The sequence below is a fragment of the Micromonospora sp. U56 genome (genome assembly GCF_018070095.1).
GTDB classification, from domain to species: domain Bacteria; phylum Actinomycetota; class Actinomycetes; order Mycobacteriales; family Micromonosporaceae; genus Micromonospora; species Micromonospora purpureochromogenes.
Genome location: NZ_JAGPYL010000214.1, coordinates 1 through 5,216, shown reverse-complemented (window position 1 = coordinate 5,216; position 5,216 = coordinate 1). Strand labels below are relative to the sequence as shown.

Genomic DNA, 5,216 nt, shown 5'->3' with positions numbered 1-5,216 from the left:
TCACGAGGCACGAGCTTGCCATCCGACGGCGAGCGGAGCAGCCCTGGACCTCACAGCGCCGTGGTTCGTAACTCGCCAACACGAATCCGACGACCATCTTGCAGCGCCAGGCCCGAGGTTCAACTTGTGTCCGAAGCGGCGGAGATAGCCCAAACGACGCGACCCCTTGTCGACTGTGGTGCGCGATGCAATCTGTCTAGGAGCGGTACACGGCCGAGCGTCATGGCGTTCAGGGTGAGGTATGACAGCGCGGCCGAATACGAGTGAGCCTTGCGCGACCAGGAAGCCTAAGCCATCCTCACTGTCTGCCGTCGACCCGCCCTCCTGGGGAGCGGGGCGCCGCCCGGCCCGCCACGTCAAGACGGCCTCGCGTCCCACCTGATGCTTGACCAGCGCTATCGAGGCGCGGCAGCGTCCGTCACAATCCGTACGCGCTGGGCGTGTCGCCGAGTCGGCGTACCGGGGCCGGAGGTTCCGGTCGTGTCTTTGCCCGTCGATGTTCGGAGGTTGGTATGACGGATTGGCAGTCCCTAAGCGAGCAGGTGCGGTCGCGGGTGCTGGCCGCCAACGCTGGTACAGCGGTGGCATTCGCCGCTGTCACAGCCGAGCGGCTGATGCGACTGGACCCGCAAGGGCTGCCGTTCACGCAGAGCCTGCGACCTCTGCTCCACCTGGTGTGGCGTGCAGCTGCCGGCGATCAGACCGCCTTCAAGCCGATCGCCGTCGCCCTCGGCGAGTTCTACATCAGCGAGTACTGCCACAACGATGGGCAGGACGGTCCGGCTGACGCCGACGATGACCCGGCCGCAGCGATTCTCTGCGCGGCGGAATGCTACCTCCACGCGGAACCGAGGTTCGCCGCATACGTCGCGGGCCGGTCCATCGACGCCGTCGAGTACCGCATGGAACTGGCGTCCGAGGACTACACAGGCGACGAGGCCATCGACGCCGATGCCGCGATGGATGCGGAGGCACGGCAACAACTTGCCGACCTCGACGCCCTCGCGCCGTACGCCACGAAACTCTCGCATGCTCGGTTTGGTCTACCTGCTGACGAGCAGGAGCACCTCCTAGCCGTGCTACGCGACATGGTCACCGTACCGACTCCCACGCCGAGCACCTGCCAGGACTGACAGGAATCCGTGCGGCCAGAGTCCTCGTCACTGGCTGTGCTGCGGACCCTGATGGTCCGCGCGACTCTGGTCGAGCGCCAGGACGGCACCTTGACTTTCGGCCCGCCCAAGACCGATGCCGGCCTTCGGACCGTCACCATTCCTGCGGCGATCCGCCGCGAGGTGCGCGCACACCTGGACGACTTCGTCGATGAGGACCAGGACGCGCTCGTCTTCACTGGCGCGACCGGCGCGGTCCTGCGCCGCTCCAACTTCCAGCGCACCTGCAACTGGCGGGCGTCCGTGGCGGCGGTTGGCCTGCCCGACTTCCACTTCCACGACTTGCGGCACACCGGGAACACCCCTGGCCTCACGGACCGGGGCGAGCCTCGCCGACCTGATGGCACGGATGGGCCACGCCTCGACGCGCGCCGCGTTGATCTACCAGCACACCGCCAAGGAGCGTGACGAGCACATCGCTGACGGCCTCGGCGAGCAGATCAAGAAGGGCCGTGATCGGGCACGTAGCGGGCACGGCCAGCGCAAGAAGCGGTAGGAACGACCGAGGCCCCAGCCAGGAAACCTGTCCTGAGCTGGGGCCTCACGCTGGAGCGGGTGACGGGAATCCAACCCGCACTGTCAGCTTGGGAATCCACAAGATCGCTTCGACGTGCGCCGCTCCTCCTGCTCGCCTCGGCCGTAGGCGGCCTCACGTAGCCCCCGATGACATCGGCTTGTGGCCCGTGGATGGCCCGTCTCAGGAGGCAGGCAGTAGGTGGTGTAGCAACGACGCGGCTTGTAATGTCACGAACGGGCCTCGCGACCCGGCATGCGGGTAGTGACCTCCTGCAGCGTCCAGCCGTTTCCGTCCGGGTCCTGGAATGAGGCGTACGAGTTGTAGCTCGTACGTTCGGGGTCGGGGCCGGGTTGGCGCGCCTCGGGCCAGAAAGCACCGCCGGGGCCGTGGTAGACCTCGGTGACGTCGACGCCCCGCTGGGCCAGCTCCTCCCGTGTGGCCACGACGTCGGAGGTCACTAGCTCTAGGTGCCGCATCGACCCCGGTGCAGCGGCTATCGGCAGGCCTTTGCCGAACGCGATGGACGTATGGCCGTCACCAGTCGGGGTCAGTTGCACGATACGGACGTCGTCGCTGACCTTGATGTCTGCGTCCAGTCGCCAGCCCAGGCTATCCCGGTAGAACTCCAGCGCCCTGTCGACATCCGACACCGGGATCGTGACCACCTCAAGATTGACGTCCATTGTACCCACTCCTGTCTGTCCTGTCTGCGGTGTTCTGTCCCGACGGCGGGAACCCTTTGGTCCTGGCCCCGGGCCACCCGGGCTCCCGCCGGCCATCAGTCACCAAGACCGGATCAACGCCCCTGTGATCGAGGAGCGGGAGCGGCTACTGCCGCGCTGTTCCTACCGCCGGACGTTACCCCCGATTGGGCCACGTCGCGGAGGATCAGGAGGTTGTGCTGGCCGGATTTCCGTCGCGAGGGTCCGTGGCCCGCTGCCGGTGACGAGTGGTTCGGCGGAGCGCAAAAAGGCCAAGAAGGCGGCGACTGGCACGTCGGCCAAGCCGAAGGCGAAGGGCAAGAAGCGTGGCTAGTGGCCCGCGGATGGCCCGCCGGGCGCTGCTGGCCGCAGCAATATCGAAGGCCGTGGCTGGACTCGCGTCCTGGCCAGGGCCTTTCGTGTGGAACGGGTGACGGGAATCGAACCCGCACTGTCAGACCCGAAAATGGGCTCCCCAGCCGACGGCCAGAGTGACAAACTGCAGGTAACAGCTATGGCCCGCCGTGCTCCCACCCCGCGCCACGGCTTTGATTACGGGCCTCGGGGCGGTTGGCGTGTCCATTTTCCCGCATGTGCGGCGCCCCGAAGGGACCCAGGAACAGCTTGGGAATTGTCGATCTCCGGCAGGCCCCGGGCTTGACGGCCTGGTCTCGGTAGTCTCGCGTGGCCTCGGCTGGCCCCTGTTGTCCCAGACGAATGGCACGCTAATGGCACGCCGCAGACCTCTGCCTTGCAAAGATCAAGGCTCCTGTCGGGCTGCGTCGCTCGCGAAGCCGTCGCAGCCTGCGGAGGTACTGTCAGGAGGAGGCTACGGGGCAGTCCTTTTGACATTTTCGATACGTGATCCGATTTTCCAAGTCCGGATCACCGACATAGTAGTTGACGGTTAAACCGCCGTCCGACCTCTCCCATCTCAAGATGTAACGCCCGCCGTTGGCGCTGGCGGCAAGAACGTCGATGTCAATACCGATGTCGTGTATTCGGCCCGGATTCCCCAGAAACCAGCGACCTTCCGCCGGTAGCTTGTCTCGCCCTGGCTGGAATCCCGGCGGAAGATCCTCCGGAAACGCATCGAACATGTGATGCGGCAAGTTCGTGGCCGTGAACAGGTGGTCCGACTTGAAGACCAACACTGAGTCGTCCCGCTCTTCGATCCACGTCCCCACCAGCTCCGATTCCGTCATGGGAATCGGCTCTTTCGCAGCAGGCGCACTAGGACCAGGGACCGCGCATCCGACAAGCATCACGACGGCTCCGAAGATAGCGAGTGAACCGCGTTGAGAGGTTTCCTGCCTCGGATCACGCGCAGTTGGCATTTTGGCAGGATAGCCGCCATCTGCAAGTGCATCAATGAGACGGCGTTAGGTGGAACCAGCTTTGCCAGCGGATCTCCTCGTCGGGCAGTCGTAGACCGTCCAGCCTCCCGGGACGGGGACAAGGTGGAGCGCCCTACCGGACGAACGACCTTGGCCCCGTCCCGGGAGGCTGGTAGCCCTTGTGATGCCCGATGAGGTGATCCGCGTCCGGCTGATCTCTGAGGAGGGTCGGGGTTCGGGGCGGAGCCCCGAGGTCTTCAAGCTCTTGTAGCTCGTAAGCATGGCCGGCCGGCCCGGCCGATGCCGGCCGGAGGTCGCCAGCAGGCCGGGGCCGGGCCGGCGCGGCCCGCTTGCGGGCCGCCTTGATCTGATAGAGCGCAATTCGGCAGTCGGTAGCGCCAGCCACTGTCCCGTCACGGCACATGCTTGACGTTCGCGTCCCACCAACTGCTTGACATGATCTTGCGTTCAGGGCGACCGGGACCTCGCGCCGTCGGCTACCGTCACGTCCGTGAACCGCACTGGGGCTCGCGTGATCTGAACAGGGAGGCTTGCCCATGCGTCGATGGCCGATGCTGGCGTTGGCGCTGCTGGTCGTCGCGGCGTCGGGCGTTTTCGTCGTGCGGTGGATGTCTGTGCCCAGCGGGCGGAAGCTGCCGGCTGGGCCGCTGCGCGACCAGCTCGCCACGCGGGTCGTGGAGGTGCTCGAACACGACCCGACCTTCCGGACCGAAGTCACCCGGGAGCCGGGTCCGCACCCGGTCTGCGTGGCGTCGGTGTTCGGGGTGGCACCGGATTGGGCTGACACCGTGGACGAGGTGCGCACCATCTACACGCAGGTGAACTGCCTGTGGTTGTGGCCCGCCGATGTCGCCAAGGGGCCGGGTGGTCTCGACTTCAGCGACCTCTCCGGGCTGGGGATGCCGATCGCCTTGCATCTGGGGCCACCCGTCACGTACGAGGCCCCGGAGGATGGCGAAGGAAACCCGGACAGCGTCCGGCGGATCTTTCCCAAATCGCTGGAAGCCGCCGCCTTCTCCCATCCCTGGCCCTCCGCGCAAGACGACCTCCGACAACGCGTTCTGCAGGTAGTGGCCTCATCGACGCCCTCGCCGTCTCCCTCGCCTTCGTAACGCCACTTGATCGCCAACGGGGGCGGGACCAAACTGGCCCGCGCCGCTAGGGCCTCTTCTTGGCTTCCCGGTGCTGCCTGCTAGGACGTCTGGGCCACATTGCTGCTGCTGGACAATCATCCGTCGGCGGGGCCTTGATCGACGGTTGTCCGGCATGGATGAGGGCACGATCACCGCAGGCGTCTCGGTCAATGACCTAGGTCATCCGTAAGACATGTGCTGGGACGGATCTGTCATTCCTGAAGGAGTGGGGCCGTGTCAACCCTTCTTGGTCGGACTGCTTGCGACCGGTTTGTGCTGATTCCCGGCTCGGTGCAGGCAAACGCCGGTAAGGGGTCGGGGTCAAGACTCGACCG

Annotated in this window: 6 protein-coding genes; 3 read left to right on the top strand and 3 right to left on the bottom strand. The window is 66.0% G+C overall.

The features are described 5' to 3' along the window. Positions 1-512 precede the first annotated feature (512 nt). Positions 513-1,133 (top strand): hypothetical protein, encoded by a 621-nt coding sequence (locus tag KBX37_RS33285; protein WP_210779792.1) that lies wholly within the window; start codon positions 513-515, stop codon positions 1,131-1,133. 27 nt (positions 1,134-1,160) lie between these two features. Here KBX37_RS33285 and KBX37_RS33280 read toward each other — a convergent pair whose 3' ends face one another. After that, complete coding sequence (locus KBX37_RS33280; protein WP_210779791.1) at positions 1,161-1,463, bottom strand: hypothetical protein; 303 nt, start codon at positions 1,461-1,463, stop codon at positions 1,161-1,163. Between the two features lie 49 nt (positions 1,464-1,512). Between KBX37_RS33280 and KBX37_RS33275 the strand changes: the two genes are divergently transcribed. Then, positions 1,513-1,668 (top strand): hypothetical protein, encoded by a 156-nt coding sequence (locus tag KBX37_RS33275; protein WP_210779793.1) that lies wholly within the window; start codon positions 1,513-1,515, stop codon positions 1,666-1,668. A 248-nt stretch (positions 1,669-1,916) separates the two neighbouring features. Here the strand turns inward: KBX37_RS33275 and KBX37_RS33270 are convergent, their stop codons facing one another. Further along, complete coding sequence (locus KBX37_RS33270) at positions 1,917-2,372, bottom strand: VOC family protein (RefSeq protein ID WP_210779790.1); 456 nt, start codon at positions 2,370-2,372, stop codon at positions 1,917-1,919. Between the two features lie 836 nt (positions 2,373-3,208). Next, complete coding sequence (locus KBX37_RS33265) at positions 3,209-3,595, bottom strand: hypothetical protein (RefSeq protein ID WP_210779789.1); 387 nt, start codon at positions 3,593-3,595, stop codon at positions 3,209-3,211. Positions 3,596-4,284: 689 nt separating this feature from the next. Here KBX37_RS33265 and KBX37_RS33260 point away from each other — a divergent pair. Then, a complete protein-coding gene (locus tag KBX37_RS33260; protein WP_210779788.1) occupies positions 4,285-4,860 on the top strand; it encodes a hypothetical protein in 576 nt (191 codons plus the stop codon). Positions 4,861-5,216: the final 356 nt, after the last annotated feature.